General features: G+C 66.7%; 19 protein-coding genes and 1 tRNA gene. 8 read left to right on the forward strand and 12 right to left on the reverse strand.

Annotated elements, in window-relative coordinates; translation table 11 throughout:
- The first annotated feature begins 145 nt into the window (after window positions 1–145).
- Together IEX71_RS19575 and IEX71_RS19580 are read left to right on the forward strand one after the other, a co-directional pair.
- On the forward strand, window positions 146–880 hold the full coding sequence (locus tag IEX71_RS19575) for a hypothetical protein (protein ID WP_188838753.1): 735 nt from the start codon (window positions 146–148) through the stop codon (window positions 878–880).
- 78 nt (window positions 881–958) lie between these two features.
- Entirely contained in the window at window positions 959–1,477 is a 519-nt protein-coding gene (locus IEX71_RS19580) for a signal peptidase I (RefSeq protein WP_188838754.1), read from the forward strand.
- On the opposite strand, the gene IEX71_RS19585 is transcribed toward IEX71_RS19580, so the two are convergent.
- From IEX71_RS19585 to mftA, 7 genes are all read right to left on the reverse strand, one after another.
- Window positions 1,464–1,536, reverse strand: a tRNA-Arg gene (locus IEX71_RS19585). The two genes, IEX71_RS19580 and IEX71_RS19585, sit on opposite strands and share 14 nt — an antisense overlap.
- A 181-nt stretch (window positions 1,537–1,717) precedes the next feature.
- Window positions 1,718–3,160: a mycofactocin biosynthesis glycosyltransferase MftF gene (gene mftF, locus IEX71_RS19590; protein ID WP_188838755.1), complete on the reverse strand. Its 1,443-nt coding sequence runs from the start codon at window positions 3,158–3,160 to the stop codon at window positions 1,718–1,720.
- Complete coding sequence (locus tag IEX71_RS19595; RefSeq protein ID WP_188838756.1) at window positions 3,153–3,926, reverse strand: mycofactocin-coupled SDR family oxidoreductase; 774 nt, start codon at window positions 3,924–3,926, stop codon at window positions 3,153–3,155. The genes mftF and IEX71_RS19595 overlap by 8 nt, the downstream gene beginning before the upstream one ends.
- Window positions 3,923–4,648 (reverse strand): mycofactocin biosynthesis peptidyl-dipeptidase MftE, encoded by a 726-nt coding sequence (gene mftE, locus IEX71_RS19600; RefSeq protein WP_188838757.1) that lies wholly within the window; start codon window positions 4,646–4,648, stop codon window positions 3,923–3,925. Before mftE ends, IEX71_RS19595 begins: the two co-directional genes overlap by 4 nt.
- Complete coding sequence (mftC, locus tag IEX71_RS19605) at window positions 4,645–5,847, reverse strand: mycofactocin radical SAM maturase (protein ID WP_188838758.1); 1,203 nt, start codon at window positions 5,845–5,847, stop codon at window positions 4,645–4,647. Before mftC ends, mftE begins: the two co-directional genes overlap by 4 nt.
- Window positions 5,844–6,110 (reverse strand): mycofactocin biosynthesis chaperone MftB, encoded by a 267-nt coding sequence (gene mftB / locus IEX71_RS19610; RefSeq protein ID WP_188838759.1) that lies wholly within the window; start codon window positions 6,108–6,110, stop codon window positions 5,844–5,846. The genes mftC and mftB overlap by 4 nt, the downstream gene beginning before the upstream one ends.
- Entirely contained in the window at window positions 6,110–6,229 is a 120-nt protein-coding gene (mftA, locus tag IEX71_RS19615) for a mycofactocin precursor MftA (RefSeq protein ID WP_229749885.1), read from the reverse strand. Before mftA ends, mftB begins: the two co-directional genes overlap by 1 nt.
- 359 nt (window positions 6,230–6,588) lie before the next feature.
- Between mftA and mdo the strand changes: the two genes are divergently transcribed.
- The 4 genes from mdo to mftM all read left to right on the forward strand — a co-directional run bounded on the left by mdo (window position 6,589) and on the right by mftM (window position 11,673).
- Entirely contained in the window at window positions 6,589–7,881 is a 1,293-nt protein-coding gene (gene mdo / locus IEX71_RS19620) for an NDMA-dependent methanol dehydrogenase (RefSeq protein WP_188838760.1), read from the forward strand.
- Between the two features lie 89 nt (window positions 7,882–7,970).
- Window positions 7,971–9,194 (forward strand): AAA family ATPase, encoded by a 1,224-nt coding sequence (locus IEX71_RS19625; RefSeq protein WP_188838761.1) that lies wholly within the window; start codon window positions 7,971–7,973, stop codon window positions 9,192–9,194.
- 9 nt (window positions 9,195–9,203) lie between these two features.
- Window positions 9,204–10,733 (forward strand): VWA domain-containing protein, encoded by a 1,530-nt coding sequence (locus IEX71_RS19630; protein WP_188838762.1) that lies wholly within the window; start codon window positions 9,204–9,206, stop codon window positions 10,731–10,733.
- A 37-nt stretch (window positions 10,734–10,770) separates the two neighbouring features.
- A complete protein-coding gene (gene mftM, locus IEX71_RS19635; protein WP_188838763.1) occupies window positions 10,771–11,673 on the forward strand; it encodes a mycofactocin oligosaccharide methyltransferase MftM in 903 nt (300 codons plus the stop codon).
- Between the two features lie 7 nt (window positions 11,674–11,680).
- Here the strand turns inward: mftM and IEX71_RS19640 are convergent, their stop codons facing one another.
- The 4 genes from IEX71_RS19640 to mftD all read right to left on the reverse strand — a co-directional run bounded on the left by IEX71_RS19640 (window position 11,681) and on the right by mftD (window position 16,260).
- A complete protein-coding gene (locus IEX71_RS19640; protein ID WP_188838764.1) occupies window positions 11,681–12,334 on the reverse strand; it encodes a MadR family response regulator transcription factor in 654 nt (217 codons plus the stop codon).
- Window positions 12,331–13,677 carry a MadS family sensor histidine kinase gene (locus IEX71_RS19645; RefSeq protein ID WP_188838765.1) on the reverse strand — a complete coding sequence of 449 codons (1,347 nt, stop codon included), beginning with the start codon at window positions 13,675–13,677 and terminating at the stop codon, window positions 12,331–12,333. The genes IEX71_RS19640 and IEX71_RS19645 overlap by 4 nt, the downstream gene beginning before the upstream one ends.
- A gap of 55 nt (window positions 13,678–13,732) precedes the next feature.
- Entirely contained in the window at window positions 13,733–14,929 is a 1,197-nt protein-coding gene (locus IEX71_RS19650) for an iron-containing alcohol dehydrogenase (protein ID WP_229749886.1), read from the reverse strand.
- A 110-nt stretch (window positions 14,930–15,039) separates the two neighbouring features.
- On the reverse strand, window positions 15,040–16,260 hold the full coding sequence (gene mftD, locus IEX71_RS19655; RefSeq protein ID WP_188838767.1) for a pre-mycofactocin synthase MftD: 1,221 nt from the start codon (window positions 16,258–16,260) through the stop codon (window positions 15,040–15,042).
- A gap of 104 nt (window positions 16,261–16,364) precedes the next feature.
- Here mftD and mftR point away from each other — a divergent pair, with 104 nt between their 5' ends.
- A complete protein-coding gene (gene mftR, locus IEX71_RS19660) occupies window positions 16,365–16,958 on the forward strand; it encodes a mycofactocin system transcriptional regulator MftR (protein ID WP_188838768.1) in 594 nt (197 codons plus the stop codon).
- Window positions 16,959–17,041: 83 nt separating this feature from the next.
- Window positions 17,042–18,292, forward strand: coding sequence for a GAF domain-containing protein (locus tag IEX71_RS19665; protein ID WP_188838769.1), 1,251 nt, complete (start codon window positions 17,042–17,044; stop codon window positions 18,290–18,292).
- 15 nt (window positions 18,293–18,307) lie between these two features.
- On the opposite strand, the gene IEX71_RS19670 is transcribed toward IEX71_RS19665, so the two are convergent.
- Window positions 18,308–18,949 (reverse strand): GPR1/FUN34/YaaH family transporter, encoded by a 642-nt coding sequence (locus IEX71_RS19670; protein ID WP_188838770.1) that lies wholly within the window; start codon window positions 18,947–18,949, stop codon window positions 18,308–18,310.
- Between the last annotated feature and the right edge of the window lie 23 nt (window positions 18,950–18,972).

Here is an 18,972-nt window from a genome sequence, read left to right on the forward strand (position 1 = left end):
ATCCACAGGGCTGTCTTGCAGGAATTGGTTCGCGCAGCCAGACACCCTCGAAAGTGGTGCCGTCGGAAGCATTGGAATCTAATGTTCATTGAACCCCGGGACACAAGTCGTTGGGGTTCATTCCTTCAGTAAGCGGGGGATTTCCATGAACAGAAGCAAGAACATCCGGCTGGTCGGTTTCGTCAGCGCATTGGGCGTGTCCGCGGCCCTCGTCGCGGCGGCATCCTCGGGCACGGGCGCGTACTTCACGGACAGCGCCAGCGGCCACGTCTCCGGTACTTCCGGCAGCCTGGCACTCTCGACCGGTCCCACCGCGATCGACTTCACCGGCTTGAACCCCGGCGTCGACAAGTCGCAGAAGGTCGATTTCAGCGTCAAGTCCGGCTCGACGACCAACGCAGACATTTGGCTCGTCTTCGACGCCTCAACGGCTGGATACGGCAACTTCACCGGTGCGACGGATGCCGGTGGCACGGCATACGACGGGGTCACGGGCGGCGGGCTGGGCCAGTACGGTCACTTCAAGCTGGCAAGCCCCGCCGGCAACTTCGAGTCGTACAACCTGCAGCTGCCGACGGTCGCCGACGCCACCCAGCCCTACACATCGACGGGATCGGCCAACACCTGCACGGTGAACAAATACGGCCACGGGGGAAGCAGTACCCAACACACCGTCGGCGACGGTACCGACATCGCTGAGTGCGGCGTGCCCGCCGCAATCCTGCTCAAGGGCAACCTCGCACCCGGAGTCGCAGCCAGTGCCACCATCACGTTCGGAATCACCGGTAAGGCGCAGACACAGAACACGGTATGGGCCAACGTGGGGTACAAGATCGTCGCCACTCAGCCGGGTGTCGCGCCGACCGGACCGACCTGGTAATCGATCGGCCGTCAACGGCTTGGTGGGGCGAGAAGCCTCGTCCCATCGAGCCGCCCACTCACACGTGAGGAGTCACTCGTGCACCTTCGCCGCCACTTCGCGTGGGCGTTTGTCGCGGTGCTGCTGCTGGGGCTCGTCGGGGTCGGAGTCACCGGCTGGCGGCAGGGATACCGGGCGTACGTCATCCATACCGGATCGATGAAACCCACTCTCGTGCCTGGCGATCTGATCATCGACCGGCCCGCCTCGCCGGACCGCCTCCAGACGGGCGACATCATCACTTTCCGGCACTCCGCCGGACCCGATCTGGTGACGCACCGGATCACGAGGGTCGCCGATGCCGGGATCCATACCAAAGGTGATGCCAACCGGACGGCGGATGTGTGGACGATCGCGCCGCAGATGGTTCAGGGTGTCGAACAGACCCGCCTGCCGGGGCTGGGTTACCTCGCGGTGTATCTCAAACAGCCCACCGGGCTCGCGTCTCTGGCGACAGTACTCATCGCGCTCTTCCTGCTGTGGCGCCTGTTCTTCCCGCCGGAGGAGCCGCGGACCGTACGACGCGTGCCCAGCGGAAATACAGTGCCCCCGGCATGATTCGAACATGCGACACCCGCTTTAGGAGAGCGGTGCTCTATCCCCTGAGCTACGGGGGCAAGAACCGGAACGAACAACTGCAGCCAGCTCACCGGATCGAGTGAGTTACTGCACCGTCACGCCAGGCCCGAAGTGCCAGCGCCTGATCGACCGGATGACCGTTCGATGGTGGAAGCTCGCACTGGGAGCATGCTACCGGAGCCCTGCACCTCCGCTCGCAGGTCGGGGTGCGAGGTGCGGTCAGCCAGGTCGTTCGGGCCGTGCTTCGGCATCGCCTCGGCGAGAGCGAATCCCGCGGCGTACCAGGGGGATGAGGGCCTCCGGCGAGCGTGCGGCGAGGGCGCCCCACCAGAGGCCCAGCCCGTAGGCGAGATCGTCGAGCGTGCGGAGCGCGATGAAGCGCACCGGGTCCAGGGCGGGTCGCTTGCGTCGGTGGGCGACGAGACCGGCCAGGACCGCGGAGGCGACATACGCCCGGCGGGCTCGCTTGGAGAAGGGTACGAGCCCCAGCGTCAGCGGCACGTAGTGCCGGGTGACGATCGTCGCGGTCTGTTCGAGGCTGGAACGCATCGCGACCTTCGTCAGGGCGGTGGCAGAGCCTGCAGGATCGTCGGCGGTGGCGAAGCGCTGCCTCAGCCCGCGCCACAAGGCAGCCGTTGCGCCCGCGACCAGCAGGGGACTCCATCGTTGCTGGGCGAGGAGCGCGACTGTCACTGCCGCAGTCCACGGCGTCAGCACTGCCGGCGCGACGGCTGATCCGTGTCGTATGGCGAGTGGTGCGGCGCCCGTGCCATAGAGCAGCTTGCGTCCGAACCACTCACGGAACCGGGCCCGGTGTTCGTGTTGGACCTGCGCGTTCGGCTCGTAGCGCACTGACCATCGAGAGGCCATCCGCCATACCAGATCGACGTCCTCCGCCACCTGCATCGACTCGTCGAAACCGTTGCCCAGTGCGGACTTTCGCGCCAGCATCGCCGCACTGGGGAGGTAGGAGACCCTCGCATGCGGACGGACGAGCGCCGGCTGATCGCCGAGGTCGAGGGACGAGCAGGCCGCCTCGTAGCGGTGCAGCGCACTGCCGTCCTCGACCAGTCCGAGAATTCTCGGCGCCACCAGTCCGACCTTCGGATCGGTGAAATGTCGTCGCAGCACAGTGAGCGCCTCGACGTCGAGCACCACGTCGGAGTCGACGAACGCGACCAACTCCGTGTGCACCTGGCCGAGGCCGGTGTTGCGGGCCGCGGCCGGGCCGCGCGATTGTGTGTGCCGCACGTAGCGCGCGCCGTGTCGTTCGCACACCGCGCTCAGTTCGTCCGGGTCGAGCGAGCCGTCGTCGACGACGACGGCGCGGACACCGACGCAGTTCGCCAGCAACCGATCCACCGCAGCCGCCCGGTCACGCACCGGTATGACGAGCGTGATGTCGTCCGTGCGGAAGGGCGGCACCGAGTCGGGCCATCGCGGCTCGGCCATCCCGCGGTCCAGGAGGAGTCTTGCCAGCGTGCGGGACGTCGGGTCCTCGACACGCAAAACACCGTTGGCATCGATGCGCTCGACCGCCGCCGGGCGTAGCCGGAGGAGGCTACCGGCGTCGCCGTACAACGTGCGGCCGTCGGTGCACCGATGGGTCCATGCACCGAGCTTGACCTCGAAACCATCTGGCAATCGGTCGGATTCAGACACGACCGAGTCCTGCATCGGCCGGCAGGATCGCCCCGTGCAGCACCGGCCCGGCACCGAGCGCGAACACCACGACGTGCGCCAGTTCCTCGGGTCGGAGCGGCCGCTTTCCGTGCTGGTGCTGCACCAGATCGTGCACGTCGGTCAGCCCGTATGCCGCCGCGGTCTGCCGCAGCATCGTCGTGTCGGTGGAGCCCGGTGCGACACCACACGCGGTCACGGACGTTCCGACCAGGTCCGAGGCGAGCGCTCGGACGATCCCGGCCGTCGCGTGCTTCGCGACGACGTATGGCGCCAACCCGTAGAGGCCCTTCTCGCCGGCAACGCTGGTCAGCGCCACGAAGGTGGGCAAGGCCTCTGCCGGTCGGGACAAGAGGTGTGGCACGACCGCTCGCGCCAGGTGCCAGGTCGTGAGGGTGTTGAACGCGATCGACTTCTCCAGCGTCTCCTCGTCCGTCTCCCACAACGGTCGACCTCCGGTCACGGCCCCGGCGAACGCGACCGCCGCATCGACGTGACCATGACGCTGGATCACCGACCTGACCGCGGCGATCGTCGCTGCGCCGTCACGCAGGTCCACCGACATCGTCTCGATACCGGAAATACTTTGCAGCGCAACACGATCCGCCTCATCGGCCAACGGATAGAAATCGTCCACCGTGTCGAAGGCGTCCAACACGACGACCCGGTCGCCACGCTCGGCGAGCAACCGTGCAGTCGCCGCGCCCATGCCCCGGCCGCCACCGCCGAGGAGCACCACCCGCGTCATCGGACGGCCGTCGACGCGCGCAGGAACGAGCCGCCTTCGGCGACCGCGCCGTCCTGGATCTGGTCGGCGATGCGAGCGGCGAGTGCGCCGAGCATGCGCTCACCGTCCATCGCCGTCGCGTTGCGCGGATCGCCCAGGACACCATTGGGCGAAACTGCCTCAATCCCAGAGGATTTCATCCTCGGCCACAGTTCGGCCGCAGGAGTGGTGTTGCCGACTGCGGCTCGCTCCAGCTGAACGGACTCTGGCTCGATGGCCAACATCATCGAGGTCTCGGCGTGGCCGGCGTGTGCGTCGAAGTCCTGCTCGGCACACGTCGTCCACGCGACCGTTGGCGCCTCGAACCGCAGCAACCGGACGGCTTCGAGCAGCGCACCGACGTTGCCGCCGTGGCCGGACACCAGCACGATCCGGTCGGCCCATCGCCGGGCAGAGCGCACCAGCTCGACGAGGACGTGACGCAACGCGTCCCCGCCGATCGATATCGTCCCCGCGAAGCCTTCGTGCTCGCCGCTCGATCCGTACTCCAGGCACGGCGCCACCGTCGCCGAAACACCTTGCTCGACAAGCTGTTCCGCCACCCGGTGGCACACCTCTCGGGCAATGTGGGAGTCCGTCGACAGCGGCAGGTGTGGCCCGTGCTGCTCCACGCTGCCGAGCGGCACCAGCACCACGCAGGCCTGCGCGGCACCGGCACTCGTCGCATCACCGAGATCGGTCATCCCACCACGAAGTCCCCTGGGTTCACCGGGCTCTCGTCGCACATCGTCGTGGGCGGGCGTCGCCCGATCTTCACGGGCACGGGCGCGTTACGGACCGTGCCCTTGTGTGAGTGATCCTGCGAGGGTGCCGGTCGATCCCCGACGGTCACGAACTCGGCGTTGCCCTTGACACACTCCGGGTCCGGCCCGTCGAGTGGCATACCGGTGAAGAACTTTGCCGCCATACAACCACCGCGGCAGGAGTCGTATGCCGAGCAGGACGAGCACGCACCGCCGGTCTGCGGCTCGCGCAACGACTTGAAGAGTTCGGCTTCGCGCCATACGTGTTGGAAGCCTTCATCGCGGATCGAGCCCGCCAGGAAGTTCTCGTGTATGGCGAACGGGCAGGCATAGACGTCACCCACCGGGTCGACCAGGCAGACGACACGACCGGCACCGCACAGATTGAGGCCCGGCAGTGCGTCGCCGAAGGCGGACAGGTGGAAGAAGGAGTCGCCGGTCAACACCTTCTCGCCATTGGCGACCAGCCAGTCGTAGAGCTCACGCTGCTGGTGCGGCAACGGGTGCAGGTCCTGCCAGACATCCGCGCCACGGCCGGCCGGGCGCAGGCGGGTCAGACGAAGCTGCGCGCCGTGGTCATCGGCGATCTTCTTGAATTCGTCCAGCTGCGAGATGTTTTCGCGCGTGCAGACCACAGACAGCTTGAAGTCCTTCATGCCGGCGTCACGCAGATTGTCCATCGCGCGGATCGCCGCGTCATACGTGCCGGCGCCGCGAATCGGGTCGTTGACCTCCGGTGTCGCGCCGTCCAGCGAGACCTGCACGTCGACATAGTCGGTCGCTGCCAGGCGTTCGGCTCGCTCCTTGGTGATACGAAAACCGTTGGTGGAGAACTTGACTCCGACATGATGCTCAACTGCGTAGTCGAGCAGCTCCCAGAAGTCCGGCCGCACGGTCGGTTCGCCGCCGCCGATGTTGACATAGAAGATCTGCATCCGCTCGAACTCGTCGATCAACGCTTTGCACTCGTCGGTCGACAGCTCCCGCGGATCACGCCGGCCGGACGACGAAAGACAGTGCACGCACGCGAGATTGCAGGCGTAGGTCAGCTCCCAGGTCAAGCAGATCGGCGCATCGAGGCCGTATTCGAAGTGGTCCACCAGCCGGGTCGGTGCGCGGCGCTCAGCCACTGCGGTCATTGTGTGTTCCTCCGAACGATGAGGTGCTGGTCGGCGAGCCGCTCGAGCGCCGCTCGGAAACGAGGACGCTCGCCGTCCGAAATACCCACGGCATCAAGCGTTTCGGCGATATTCGGGTGGTTGCGCAGTTGCCGGACGACGTCAACCAGGGCGGGATCCTTCAGGAAAGACAGGCGTCGTGTCGTGAAGTCGTAGGCGAGGGCGCCGAACGTCTCGGGGCGCAGCGCCACCGAACCGTTCAGCGTCCATGCCTCCTCGAGCATCAGTAGACGCCGCACATTCCGTCGATCGACACGTCCTCGACCAAGTCGTCGGCGACAACCTGGTCCACGTTCGACTCTGCTGGATCCACGGTCTCGCGCTCGATTTCTTCGGTGGCCACGGTGGCTCCTCTCGTCGTGGGTATGACGCAACCCGGCAACGCCGGGACCGCCCGCGCCGGTTCGGGCGCTGGCTCCACGCTATGAAGTCGGCGTCGCACCCCGCACTCACCGCCCGGGCGGCGTACACCTACCCGCTCGGGTAGGCATACGCACCCCACGAAGTTCTCCCGCCCGTTCCTCGCTCCGATACTTCGCGAGGACCCCGCCTACCTGAGCGGGTAGGGCCGCTCCTCCCCGGGAGGCCAGCGAGTGCGGACCGAAAGGGCGGTGACGAGAGGTGCGTCACATTCCTAACGTCGAAAGGTGTCGGCATTCCCCCGATTGCGCACCTGCGCCAATCCCTCACCCAGGAGGACCCATGCAAGTTGATGAGTTGCTGAAGCCGTTCCCGATCAAGGAATTTCACCCGTTCCCGCGCGGGCTGCTCGGCCCGGGCGGCGCCGAGATGATCGGACCGGAAGCCCTCAAGCTCGGCTTCAAGAAGACACTGGTGATGACGACCGGGCTCCGCGGCTCCGACGTGGTGCACAACATCGTCGAGTCTATGAAGTACCACGGGCTGGAGGTTGTGCTCTTCGACAAGGTCGAGTCCAACCCCAAGGACTACAACGTCATGGACGCGGTGTCGCTCTATCAGGACACCAAGTGTGACTCGTTCGTGTCCATCGGTGGTGGCTCGTCGCACGACGCTTGTAAGGGCGCGCGCATCTCCGTCGCGCACGACGGTCGCAACATCAACGAGTTCGAGGGCTTCAACAAGAGTGAGAACCCCAAGAACCCGCCGCACATCGCCGTGTCCACCACGGCCGGCACCGGCTCCGAGACTTCCTGGGCCTACGTCATCACCGACACGACGACGGACCCGAAGAAGCCGCACAAATACGTCGCGTTCGATGACGCAGCGATCACCTCGCTGGCCATCGATGACCCGGTGATGTACTACTCGACGCCGATCGACTTCACCGCTCAGTGCGGATTCGACGTGCTGGCGCACGCTTCCGAGCCGTACACCTCACGGCTGAACTTCCCGCCGTCGTTGGGCAGCGCGTTGCAGGCGATCAAGCTGACCGCGCAGAACCTGCGCGAAGCCACCTGGAACCCACAGGATCTCCCGGGCCGCGAGGGGATGATGTACGCGCAGTACATCGCCGCTCAGGCGTTCAACTCCGGTGGGCTGGGCATCATCCACTCCATCAGCCACGCGGTGTCGGCCTTCTACGACCTGCACCACGGCCTGAACAACGCGATCGCGCTACCGCGCGTCTGGGCGTTCAACATGCCCGTCATGTACAAGCGCTTCGCGGACATCGCCGAGGCGATGGGCGTGGACACGCACGGTATGACGGACGTCCAGGCCGCCGATGCAGCGCTGGCAGCGTCGATCAGGCTGCTCCGCGACGTCGGAATCCCCGAGAAGTTCACCGACGTCACCCAGGACAGCTACGTCAAGAACCGGCTCGGGCAAGGGCCGACGAAGTACTACGAGAACAAGAAGGTCGTCAAGGGCGACAAGGCGGACGTCGACAACATCACCAATCACGTGCTCGGCGACACCTGCACGCCCGGTAACCCGAAGGAGTGCACCTTCGACACGGTTCGCCCGGTGGTCGAGCACTGCTTCAACGGTGACCTGGACGACCTGCTCGGCTGAGCGGTCCATCCCCTGCACACGCTGCCCGCACCGAGGAGAACTCGCGTGCGGGCAGCGCCCTCAATCACCCCCCGTCGAAGGAGAGCACCGTGACGACGCCTGTGAGCCAGAGCACCGAGACCCAGCCGGACGGGATCGATCCCGACTTCGCGAGCGTGGACGATGCCCGCGAGCGATTGCACGGCGTCGGCTATCTCACCGACGACCGACTCGCAACCACCGCCTACCTGCAGACCGCGCTCGGCAAGCCACTCCTGCTCGAGGGACCGGCCGGTGTCGGCAAGACCCAACTCGCCCAGAGCGTCGCGGCGGCAACAGGCCGAAAGCTGTTGCGGCTGCAGTGTTATGAAGGTCAGGACGAGACCAAGGCGCTCTACGAGTGGGACTACGGCAAGCAACTGCTCTACACGCAGATGCTGCGCGAGAAGATCGGCGAGATCATCGCCGACACGACCGACCTGAACGCCGCCGTGGACCGGATCGCGGCTCAGGACAACATCTTCTTCTCCGAGCGTTTCCTCGCGCCACGCCCGTTGCTCGAAGCGGTGCAGTCGACCGAGCCGGTGGTGCTGCTGATCGACGAGGTCGACCGTGCTGACGAAGCACTGGAGGCGGTGCTGCTGGAGTTGCTCGCCGAATTCCAGGTGTCGGTCCCGGAGATCGGCACTTTCATCGCCCAGTCGACCCCGCTGGTGTTGCTGACGTCGAACAACACGCGCGACCTGTCGGCTGCGCTCAAGCGCCGCTGCCTGCACCTCTTCCTCGACTACCCGGACGCGGAGCGCGAGCTGGAGATCATCCGCTCCAAGAACACCGGCCTCGCCGACTCGATCGCCGAGCAACTCGTCGAGGTCGTGCGCACGCTGCGGACACTCGATCTGCGGAAGTCACCGAGTATCTCCGAAACCATCGACTGGGCAAGGACACTCGCCGTTCTCGGGGTGCATGACCTGTCGCCTTCGGTGCTGGCCGACACGTTGAACGTCGTGTTGAAGTACGAACGCGACCTGGCGCTCGCAGCAAGGAACATTCCTCGCCTGCTCGACCCGAACGCGGAAGTTCCGGAGTCGCTCGGTCATGGGCACGGACACGGCCATGGACACAGCCACGGGCACGGCGACACCCACGGTCACGACGACCCGACACCGGACGCGGACGGCGTGCAGGCCCGCGAGGACAAGGACAAACCCGGCCGGCACGACGAGCGCTATTACGGGTCACCGACCGCGAAGGCCGCCGCCCCGCGCAAGGTCCCATCCGGTCAGGGTGAGCGCTCCTTCAATCGTGGAGCGGCCCGCAAGCGGCCGGTCTGAGGCGCGACCGTGGAAAGCACACTGCATCGGTTCATCCGCTTCCTGCGGCTGCACGGGATGCGGCTCAGCGTCGCCGAGGCACTCGACGCCGTGCACGCGGCGGCCCGGCCCGGGATCGCCCTGGACCGGGAGCGGCTGCGTTCCGCGCTGGCCGTCTCGCTGGTCAAGGACCGGCGTGACCTGGAGGTCTTCGACGGCGTGTTCGATCGGTTCTTCCGGCTGCAAGCGGTGGTCCGGGAGGCGACCGAGCACGGGCACGCGCACGACGACCTGAACGACGACGGCGACCTGCAGGAATTCACGCTGTCGGACGACCTGTCGGACACCCCGCAGGACGGTCACTCACACGACGCACCCAAGGACATCAAGGACTACTTCAAGCAGGAGGACCTGGCGCAGCAGTACAACCTGCATCAGGAGGCGAACAAGCTGGACATGGCCTCGATGACCGACGAGATCGTCGTGTCCAAGGACGGCAAAGTGTCAGCGGGAGAGGCGGCGCGGGTGCAGATCACCGCGAACCGGCTCCACAACCCCGGCACCCCCGGTCGGCTGACGAAGAGCGACGGGCTGAAGATCGACGCCGAGTTGTCCGTGGCCGAGGAGATGGCGTTGCTCAGCTGGCTCGGTGAGCCGGACGAGGAGGGCGACGATGAACCCGCGGTCGATCCCGATCTCGCTGCGTTGCGCGAGCGACTGGCGCCCCTGCTCGCCGCCCTGCCCGAGCAATTGCGGCAGCACCTGGAGAGCCTGCTGAACGAACAACCGGACGTCGAGTCGCGCGAGGTGGAGGCCGCCCGCGCCGACGTGATCGAGGAGTCGGAGCGCATCGCGTTCGAGGACTCACTGCGGCGGCTGCTGCACAGCCTGCGTGGCGCACCCCGGCCCCGCCGACACGTGTCGGGCAACGGTGTCATCGACAGCCGGCGCACGATGCGCACCAACATGCGCTATGACGGCATACCGTTCCGTCCGGTGCTCGTCAGCCGCCGCGAGGATCGTCCCCGGCTCGTCATACTCTGCGACGTCTCGCTGTCGGTCCGGGCGACCTCGGCGTTCGCGCTGCACCTCGTGCACAGCCTGCAGTCGATCGCCTCGCAGGTGAGGTCGTTCGTCTTCGTCGATGAATGCGTCGAGATCAGTGCGCTATTCGCCGATCACCATGTGCAACAGGCTCTTTCGCGGATCATGGCGGGCAAGGCAGACGGGGGAAAGATCGACATCGACGCTGATTCGGACTATGGCACCTCCCTGCGGCAGTTCCTCGACGAATACGGCTCGGCCATCAATCACCGCACGACGGTGATCGTCATCGGTGATGGCCGCGGCAACGGCAACGACCCCGCACTCGACACGTTCGCCGAGATCGCCCGACGGGCGCGTTCCGTGGTCTGGCTGACGCCTGAGCCGCGCTATTCGTGGGCGCTCGGGCGATGCGACCTGCCCTTGTATGCCGAGCACTGCGACAAGGTCGAAGTCGTGCGCAATCTGCATCAGCTGCGCGACTTCTCCCATGCGATGACCGAGGGGGCGTTGTGAGCGCCGCACGAAATTTCTCCCCCGCGGAGGACACGCTGTGAGTGGGGTGGACGAGATGGAGCTGGATGCCTATCTGGCGTGCCCCGGCGGGGTCTACCGGAGCGACACCGTCACCGTGCGCCGACGCCCGATTGCCGACCGCCGACGGCTCGGCATCGCCCGCACGGAGCACTTCGACGTGGGTCGCGTGGGCGTCGGCCTGTTGTTGGAGCATGATCTCGGGCCGGAAGAGGTCAGCGACGACATCTCCGGACAGTTGAGCTCGGAGCTCTTCGACGCCGGGTGGATCCGCGGCCCGCGGCTCTTCGAGGAACTGCTCGTCGGCATCGTGCTCACCTGCGCGGACGCACCCCAACAGGCATGGCTGAACTTCTACCGCAACACTATTCGGCAGATCGACGACGAGATCGGCACGCCGAGCGGACGGGGATCGATTGCGGCATACGCACCGGTCCACGCGCACGTCCAACAGGTCGTGCGCGGCTCGTCGGTGCACGAGCTCGGCACCTGCTTCGGCTTCCAGGCCCTGCGCCTCGCCCGGTCCGGACTCGACGTCACCGCCAGCGACCTGTCCGAAGGATCCGTGCACCTGCTGCGGGACATGAGCCACCTGCTCGACCTACCGGTGCACACGCTCGTCGCCGATGCGGCGCGGGTCACCACACCCGGCGACAGTTGTGACACCGTGCTCGCCATACATCTGCTGGAGCACGTGCCGGACGACACGGCGACAGAGATCATCCAGGAGGCCTGCCGGGTCGCCCGCAAGCGGGTCGTCATCGCGGTGCCGTTCGAGGACGAGCCGGCACAGCAATTCGGGCACCTGCGCAGTCTCACCCTCGACGACCTGCGCGGGTGGGCGCGCGTTGCCGCCCCGGACTGGAACTGGCAGGTCTACGAACACCACGGTGGCTGGCTCATCCTGGATAGGACTGAATAACGCGCATTCACAGCAGCTTTCGCTTGCTGGCCTCGTAGACGGCTTCTGCCCGGCTGGACACCTCGAGCTTGCGCAGGATGTTGCCGACGTGGAACTTTGCGGTGGTCTCGCCGACATACAGCCGCTTGCCGATCTCCTTGTTGGACAGTCCTCTTGCCAGATGTCGCAGGACCTCCAACTCACGCGGCGACAGGCCGGGCGTGGTCTCGGGTGCCGGCGCCTGCATGCTGCGGACCATCGCGGCGGCGCTGCGTGCGTCGAACGCCGACTCGCCCCTGCTCACGTCGTGGATGGCGCGCATCAGCGCATCGGTGTCCACGTCCTTGACGACATACCCCTTCGCGCCGGCCTGAACAGCCTGCTTCACCAGGTCCTCGTTGAGGAATGTCGTCAGCACCAGGATGGCTACCTTCGGGTGCCGATCGGCGATCTCGCGCGCCAGATCCAGACCCTCGGTGTCACTCGAGGTCGACAGCTTGAGATCGAGCAGGAGCACGTCAGGGGTCGCGCGGTCCATCAGCGCGAGGCATTCGCCACTGGACGCCGCCTCGGCGATCACCTTGATCTGGGTGTCCCGCTCGAGGATGGAGCGCAGCCCCTGCCGCACGATCGCATGATCGTCGACGAGCATGACATGGATCTGCGAGTCTGCTGCGGTCATGGCATCTCCTGCGACTGGGTGGGCACCGGCAGCGGCAGGTGAAGCACGATGCGTACGCCGCCCAGGCGTGATCGCCGGAAGGTGAGCGTGCCGCCGAGCGAGTGGATCCGGTCGTCCATGTTCGCCAGCCCACGATGCCGGCCGTCGCCGACCGCACGTTGTTCGAGCCGGAGCATGCGGCGCAACGCCTTCGGGTCGCCGCACCCGTCATCGGAGACTGAAACGGTCAAAGACGTTGGGCGGTAACGCAATCGGACGACCACTCGGGTGGCACGAGCGTGCGCTGCGATGTTGAAGAGAGCCTCGCCGACAGACCGCGCAAGATCCAGACCGGCCGCTGCCGAAATGTCCGTCACCCGGCCTTCCGCAATGACCCGGACGTCCAGCGTCGGTCGGTGGTGCGCGACAACCTGTCCGATCAGTTCCTCCAACGAGGCAGCCGCCTCGCCGATGGGCTGGTCGAGTGCGTAGATCGCGGTCCGCAGCTGCTGCACCGCCGTCTGGGTGAAGGCCTTGGCGCGCGACAGCCGCTCGACCATCTCACCCAGTTGGCGATCCTCCGCCTCCCCGCGGGCGACCTCGACCGCCATACCCGCGGACAGGACGTATTGGGTCACGCTGTCGTGGAGTTCGCGTGCGATGCGGTGGCGTTCGCCGCCGACGATCTCGCGCTGGGTGGCGACCGCCAGCTGCTTCTCAGCCTCCTGCAGTTGGGCCGTGCGCGCGGCCAGATCGCGTGCCTGGAGCTCGGCCGCCCGGTTGAGTCGCTGCGCGCGCCGGTGCAGGGTCACGCCGGCCTGGTACTGCTCGGACGTGTGCAGCGAAACGGCCGCCTGATTCGCCAGGATGCGCAGGACGGCAAGGTCCTCGGGCTCGCGCTCCTCGCCGAGCCCCGGTCGCACCGACAGCGCACCGATTTGGCGACCCTCGAGATTCATCGGCGCGCGCAGCCAGCCGTTTTGCAGGGCGCCCATCGACCGCTCGCCGGAACGGATGACGAGCAGTTCCGCGGCAACGTCTGCCGGTAGGTCGGCGGACTTGTCATGGCTCCTCCCGCCAGGCCCGATCGCCACGAACCGCGGTCGGGCGCCGCGCAGGTGCTCGTCGCTCAGTGCGAGCAAGGCCCAGCGCGCCTCCAGGTGACCGGCCGCGGCGCGGCCCACCTCCTCGAGCACGCCACGAGGCCCCTCGACCGTACGGACCACCACGCTGGATATCCGGTCCATCGCCCGGACCGTGCGTTGCATTCGGCGGCTGGATCGCACGAACGCCGGGTAGTACGAGTTCTTCCCGGTGCGAACGCCGGTCAGCCGGGAGAAGTCGTCGGTCGGGTCGGTGCTCACGGTTTCTGACCAGCGCAAACTCTGGGGCGTGCGGACGAGGAACGAGTCAGCTGGCTCACAAGGCCTCGCGGAAGATGCGGGCGATGTCGGCTGCTTCCGAATGCCTCGGATTGGTGGTGATGCAGGCGTCGTCGAGCGAGTTGCGGGACAGCAGGTCGACGTCGCTCTCAGTCATCCCGATCGCACTGAGCGACCGCGGCACACCGACCGCGTCTGCTAGTTCGCGGACCCGCTCGGCAAGTCGGTCGGCCACTTGATCGCCCGGCTCGCCGACGGCGGCTTCGATGCCGAATCGTGCTGCTATCTCGATGAATCGGTCGGGCGAGCTCTTCGCGTTGTAGCGGATCACGTGCGGCAGGAGGATGCCGTTGATGACACCGTGCGGGGCGTCGAGGAGACCGCCGACCTGGTGACTCATCGCATGTGTCGCGCCGAGGATGGCGTTGCTGAAGGCAAGGCCGGCGTTGAGACTCGCCTGCGCCATACCGACCCGGGACGCGTCGTCGGCCGGATCGTGCACGGTGTGGGTCAGGTGCTGGTTTACCAGTCCGACCGCGCTGAGGGCGTGGACGTCGGCCAGCGGATTGTGGGCGCGAGACACGAACGCTTCGATCCCGTGCGTGAGCGCGTCCAAACCCGTTGCGGCGTTGAGCCATTCGGGCATCGTCACAAGGAGTCGCGGGTCGGTGATCGAGATGTCCGGCACCAGCGCGCGGCCCATGATCGTCACCTTCACGTGCCGGGTCGTGTCCGTCACGATGCAGAACTGGCTGACGTCGGCCCCGGTGCCCGATGTCGTGGGGACCATCAGCATCGGCGGAATGCGCTCCTGCACCTGATCGACGCCGCCGTAATCGAGAATCCGGCCGCCGTTGCCGGCCAGGATCGCCACGCCTTTCGCGGCGTCCATGGCCGAGCCTCCACCGATCGCGACGACGACATCGCAGGCCTCTTCGACATACCGGGTGTATGCCGCGGCGATCTCGTGTTCCTTCGGGTTGGGCGTCACGCCGGACACCACGATCGGCGTCAGGCCGGCTTCGTGCAGATGGGTCTCGAGGGCGGACGCCCAGCCGACCTCGATGATGCCTTCGTCGGTGACAACCATCGGGCGACGTGCGCCGAGTCGTAGCGCGCAGTAGCCCGCTTCCGCGAGCGCTCCGGGACCGAAGACGATCTCGGGCGCTTGGAATTTGACCAGGCCGGCGGCGGTCCCGGACACCGGCGCGTCGGCGAAGCTAGCGGTTGTCATGCCCGGCCTCCGTCCTGCGTTGCCGACGATGGCGCCCGTGCCATCCGGAACAGTCAACTCTAGTGCGGTGCGGTGCATTGTTGCTGGACGGCCGCTGGGCGCCGGGGTCGTCACACGGAGGCAAGGGATGCAGCGACTGCACGGTCGAATCCGTCCGGGATCAGCAGGTGCTCCGGCCGCAGTTCGTCGATCGACGCGAGACCCAGGCCGAGCAACGCCGAGTCGATGCCACTGCGAAGCACGTCCAGCACGTTCTCGACACCCGCCTGACCATTGGCCGCCAAGCCCCACAGGTAGGCGCGGCCGATGAGGACCGCGTCGGCGCCGAGGGCGAGAGCCTTCACCACGTCGGAGCCCCGCCGGATGCCGCCGTCCAGCAGCACCGTGATCTGGCCACCCACCGCGTCGCTGACCGGTCGGACCGCCCGGATCGTCGCCGGAGTGCCGTCCAGGTTGTTGCCGCCGTGATTGGACACCGAGATGCCGTCGACACCGGCATCGACGGCACGGCGGGCGTCGTCGACTCGGTAGACGCCCTTGAGAATGAACGGTTTTCCGCTGAGTTGCTTCCACTGAGCAGCCATCCAGGCGACGTCCTCCCACGTCGGGGGCGGCGTCGTCATCCATTCGTAGTAGGCGCCGAAGAAGGTCGGCGCCTCGCCACCGGGAGCCTGCAGATTCGGCGTCGTGAGATCGGGGATCGTGCCGGTCCTGCCGAATTCCCAGAGCCAGTGCGGCTTGGTGGCGACCTTCGGCGCGAAGCGGACGATGGTCTTCAGATCCACCTTCTCCGGGATCTCCGGGCTGCCCCAGTCACGGCCCATCGAGAAGGACCAGTCGAGGGTGGCGATGAGGCCCTGTGCACCTGCGGCGTGGGCACGCTGCATCCGCTGGATCATCACGTCGCGCTGGCCGGTCCAGTACATCTGGAAGAAGGTCGGTGCGCCGGTCGCCGTCACTTCTTCCACCGACTTGCTCGCGAAGTTGGACAGCCCCATGACCGTGCCGCGGCTGGCCGCCGCCTTCGCCACCGCCACCTCACCCTCCGGGTGGACGGCCTGCACTCCGGTGGGGCTGATCAGGACCGGGAGCGTCACTTCTTGGCCGAGCACTGTGCGGCCCATCGAGCGCTCCGGCCGGTGACCGGCGACATGCGGCGCGAGCCCCAGCTCGGTGAAAGCCCGTTGATTGTCCTCGACGGTCTGGCCGCGCTCGGACCCGGCGATCAGGGCGCCATACACGGGAGCGGGCAGTCGTTTACGAGCGCGTTCCTGTGCCACGGCGACCGATTCGAACCAGGGGTTCTGCTTCCAGGGGTTCGCTAGTTTCATCGGTTCATCCTTCGTCGGCGTGCCATGTCGTTTATCGAATGTGATCGGGACCACAATAATGGCACTCAGGGTCAAAATGGAAGGGATGCGGTAATTTGGCAGCCATGACCACGACGTCACCGCGCCCTGGAGTTGGGCGACCCGTCGTGACTTCACATGCCGAGATCGAGCGCGTCGCCTTCCGTCTTTTTGCCGAAAAGGGTTTCGTCGGAACGACTTTGGACGACATAGCGCAGGCGGCCGGCATTGGTCGACGCACACTGCTGCGCTACTACCGATCGAAGAACGACATCCCCTGGGGACAGTTCGACGACACGCTCGACGAGTTCCGCAACACCCTGCACACGTTCGACGACCGCCCGTTGCACGAGGCCGTCCACCTCGCCGTCATCGAGTTCAACAGGTTTCCGGCCGAGGCGATGGCCGAGCACCGCGTCCGGATGCGGCTCATCCTGACGACGCCGGAGCTGCAGGCGCACTCAGTGCTGCGCTACGCCGATTGGCGGCAAGTGATCGCCGAGTATGTCGCGGAGAGAACGGGTTCCGACCCGTCCGCACTGCTGCCGCAGACGGCCAGCCAGGTGGCACTGTCGCTCTCGATGGCTGGGTATGGCGAATGGCTCTCGAACGACGACACGGAACTCTCCACCGTGCTCGAGCAGGCACTGCGGACTCTGCACGGATACCTGGAGGTCTGACTCGCGAGCCAGGAGTCGGTCCCGCCGTCTATCTGCCCGATCAGCCAGGTGTGTCGACTTCGAGTAGGCGATGTACTGGTGCCATGAGCCCACGGCCGGCGGTCAGCATGCGTGCCCGGGTGGCCGAGTCGTGGCATCGCTCCGCCGCCGCAGGAGTCGATCCGGACTCGGCCGACGTACTCATCACGCTGCCGTCGGACATGCTGCGGGAGTACCGCGAGGCGCACCCACTGGCTCGGGTCCTTCCGATTCTCGATGACCTGCTGGGCCAAACCGCGGTCGAGTGCGAGTCGTTGATGGCGGTGGCAGACGCACAGGGGCAACTGCTGTGGGTACGCGGCCACTCCGCAGTCCTGCGTCAGGCCGAGTCGATCGGCTTCGTCGAGGGCAGCAACTGGGAAGAAAGACTCGCCGGGACGAATGCGCCGGGACTGGTCCTTGCTCTCAACGAGCCGGTACACGTTGCCGGTGCCGAGCACTTCCGTCATACGGTGCGGCCGTGGAGCTGCGCGGCCGCACCTATCCACGACCCGCAGAGTGGCAGCATCCTGGGCGTGCTGGACGTCACCGGTGCCGCACGTGCGATCGGATCGCAGGCCTTGGCGATGGTGCGTGCTACCGCGCGGATGGTCGAGGCTGAGATGGCGCGAGATCTCCAGTCGCGCAACGGAATTGCGATGCCGCACGCGAGCATCGGATTCCCCCGTGCGCGGCTGGACTTCCTGGGGCGCACGGACGCTCTGCTGACGATGAGCCCAGGTGGCCACTCACGCTCTCGCACCGTGCGGCTGAGCCCACGGCACAGTGAGATCCTGTTGCTGCTGACCGGGACCCCCGCCGGTCTGTCCGGCCCGGAGCTGGGGATACAGCTTTACGAGGAGGACATGATCTCCTCCACGCTACGGGCGGAGATGACCCGACTGCGTTCCCTGCTCGGCGAGGACCTGCTGCCGTCGCGGCCCTATCGGCTGGCGGCCGAGGTCACCTCGGACTGGCTCGCCGTGCAGGCGCAGCTCGCTGCGGGTGATGTTGCCGGCGCCGTGCGCAGCTACCGCGGACCGATCCTTCCTCGATCGGTTGCTCCAGGCGTATGCCGGATACGCGACAGCGTCCAGTTCGACTTGCGCGAAGCGGTGCTGCGCAGCGGTCGACCCGAGCTCATGTCGTGGTGGACCACCTCGGGTTGGGGGACCGACGACTACGAGATGTGGCTCATGCAATCGCAAGCTCTCGACCCGCGATCGCCGTTGCTGCCGATCGTCCGAGGTCAGCTGCACCGTCTCGACATCAGCCTGGGCGCCGCTGCGGACCTGACCTGCACCCGCGGGCGCTGAAGCGCGCGGTCCGGATCACCGAAGCACGGCCCGTCCCATCGGCAGCCCCCGCCCGCCGGTCGCGGCCGACAGCGCGTTGCAGAAGAGGTACGCGCCGACCAGGACGAAGGCGAACACTGCGTATCCACCAGCCTTGGTCAGGCCGGCGCTCGATTGCGTGGTGCCGAGGAGAACCAGTGCGAGCGCCACGTCGACCAGCACGAACAGCACGGTGAATATCAGGGGCAGGCGCAGCGTGAAGAAGGTGAGCATCACGATGACGCACAGCCAGGTCGCCAGGAAGAGCTCTTGGGTTCGCACGGCATCCTGCGCAGCGACTCCGAACCAACCGTGGGTGAGGCCGAGCACGAGCGCGGCGTAGCTGAGCCAGAATCCGGCGAATGTGCCGAAGACGCTTGCGACCGCGTTCTGGGCGAGTGAGGCGGCCCAGATGGCGGCGACCACCTGGCCGATGCCCGTCGCGGTCATGATGATCGGGATCGACGCGCCGACAGAAGCTGCCGGGACGAATCCGATGAGTACGAGGCCGAGTGCGATCGAACCGGCGACGAACGTCGGTACACCGATGACCGCCGGGTCACCCACGACGGTTGCGCTGACTTGCTCACTGGCATCCGGAGTTTCGCGGACTGCCGTCCGGGTTGCTGTTTCGGTCACGGTTTTCGCTCCTGTGGCGTAGG

It is taken from the genome of Flexivirga endophytica (assembly GCF_014640635.1).
GTDB classification, from domain to species: Bacteria; Actinomycetota; Actinomycetes; order Actinomycetales; family Dermatophilaceae; genus Flexivirga; species Flexivirga endophytica.

Excerpts from the sequence above, each read along its gene's own strand:
- IEX71_RS19640 (WP_188838764.1), bottom strand. The coding sequence starts at position 12,334 with ATGACCGCAGCAGACTCGCAGATCCATGTCATGCTCGTCGACGATCAT.
- mftR (WP_188838768.1), top strand. The coding sequence starts at position 16,365 with ATGACCACGACGTCACCGCGCCCTGGAGTTGGGCGACCCGTCGTGACT.
- IEX71_RS19665 (WP_188838769.1), top strand. The coding sequence starts at position 17,042 with ATGAGCCCACGGCCGGCGGTCAGCATGCGTGCCCGGGTGGCCGAGTCG.
- mdo (WP_188838760.1), top strand. The coding sequence starts at position 6,589 with ATGCAAGTTGATGAGTTGCTGAAGCCGTTCCCGATCAAGGAATTTCAC.
- IEX71_RS19650 (WP_229749886.1), bottom strand. The coding sequence starts at position 14,929 with ATGACAACCGCTAGCTTCGCCGACGCGCCGGTGTCCGGGACCGCCGCC.
- mftD (WP_188838767.1), bottom strand. The coding sequence starts at position 16,260 with ATGAAACTAGCGAACCCCTGGAAGCAGAACCCCTGGTTCGAATCGGTC.
- IEX71_RS19575 (WP_188838753.1), top strand. The coding sequence starts at position 146 with ATGAACAGAAGCAAGAACATCCGGCTGGTCGGTTTCGTCAGCGCATTG.
- mftE (WP_188838757.1), bottom strand. The coding sequence starts at position 4,648 with ATGACCGATCTCGGTGATGCGACGAGTGCCGGTGCCGCGCAGGCCTGC.
- IEX71_RS19595 (WP_188838756.1), bottom strand. The coding sequence starts at position 3,926 with ATGACGCGGGTGGTGCTCCTCGGCGGTGGCGGCCGGGGCATGGGCGCG.
- mftC (WP_188838758.1), bottom strand. The coding sequence starts at position 5,847 with ATGACCGCAGTGGCTGAGCGCCGCGCACCGACCCGGCTGGTGGACCAC.
- mftB (WP_188838759.1), bottom strand. The coding sequence starts at position 6,110 with ATGCTCGAGGAGGCATGGACGCTGAACGGTTCGGTGGCGCTGCGCCCC.